Raw genomic sequence first — 1,253 nt, 5'->3', positions numbered from 1 at the left:
GTGGCTGGAAACGCTATGTACGGGCTTTCACCGTGATTTACGTTTCAACGAATCGCACCTTGATTTCTAATATACTCCTTTAAGACTTCTAAAGGCGCATCCCCTACAGAAACAGCAAAATAGCTAGGACTCCACAATGCCTCTTTATGAGGTTTTTTGTGTCCCGCTTGTCCGTACCTGCGACTAGAAACACCCTTTAATGCGTTCACGATTTGAGAAATTGAAAGTTTAGGTGGATATTCAATCAGCGCGTGAATGTGATTGTCTTCACCATTAAACTCAAGCACTTGAAAATTCATTTTTTCGGCAACCTCTCGAAACGTTTTTTCAATCAAATCAAGACTTTCTCCCGTAAATACAGACTGACGGTACTTTGTCACGCAGACCAAGTGTGTTTTGAGTTCTGTAACAGAATGGCGTTCCTTGCGGTAAATAGTTGTCATAGCCTGTAAACCAATATATAATCGAGTAACAGACCAATTCTAGCACAAGTCATGAAAGCAAGATTTCGCTACAGATTTTACCCGACCAACCAACAACAGCAGAGCCTAGCTCGGTTGTTTGGCTGCGTTCGCGTAGTCTGGAACGACGCTCTTGCCATCTGCAAGCAATCTGAAAAAAAGCCAAAATCAGCAGAACTTCAAAAAACAGTAATCACTCAGGCAAAAAAGACTGAAGAAAGGGCATGGTTGGGGGAAGTCTCGGCAATTCCTCTACAACAGTCGATCTCGGACTTGGAAACAGCATTTAAGAACTTTTTCGAGTCCTGTAAAGGAAACAGAAAGGGTCGTAAGGCTGGCTATCCAAAGTTCAAGAAACGCACAAATAGTCAATCAGCAAGATTGACGCGCAATGGGTTTTCAATCAAAGCAGAATGTGTCTATTTAGCAAAAATTGGCATTGTCAAACCAATTTTGTCTAGAGAATTGCCGTCAGATCCCAGTTCTGCAACCGTAATCAAAGATTGCGCTAACCGCTATTTTCTCAGCTTTGTGGTAGAGATTAATCCCGATATGGTCGAAGCCAAAAACCACAGCATCGGCATCGATCTGGGCATTAAAACCTTTGCAGTAATGAGCAACGGTGAAACAGCCGAAAGTCCAAACTACAAACAGTTAGATCGAAAGATTCGCAAACTACAGCGCAAGCTGTCACGGCAACCCAAAGACTCTAAACGCAGGGTAAACGCATCTTAACTGGAACCCAAAATATGCTACAGTTAAATCCGACTAAATTTCAATGTAGTTTGTTGT

2 protein-coding genes are annotated in these 1,253 nt (G+C 42.3%); one reads left to right on the top strand and one right to left on the bottom strand.

What is annotated here, in order from left to right:
* Positions 1 to 44: 44 nt before the first annotated feature.
* A complete protein-coding gene (gene tnpA, locus QUA16_RS36745; protein WP_333109793.1) occupies positions 45 to 443 on the bottom strand; it encodes an IS200/IS605 family transposase in 399 nt (132 codons plus the stop codon).
* A 51-nt stretch (positions 444 to 494) separates the two neighbouring features.
* On the opposite strand from tnpA, the gene QUA16_RS36740 reads away from it, so the two are divergent.
* Positions 495 to 1,196: a transposase gene (locus tag QUA16_RS36740; RefSeq protein ID WP_333109791.1), complete on the top strand. Its 702-nt coding sequence runs from the start codon at positions 495 to 497 to the stop codon at positions 1,194 to 1,196.
* Positions 1,197 to 1,253: the final 57 nt, after the last annotated feature.

It is taken from the genome of Microcoleus sp. S13_C3 (assembly GCF_036700905.1).
GTDB lineage: Bacteria > Cyanobacteriota > Cyanobacteriia > Cyanobacteriales > Microcoleaceae > Microcoleus.
The sequence above is the reverse complement of the archived record's forward strand: the minus strand, read 5'-3'. Positions and strand labels throughout refer to the sequence as shown.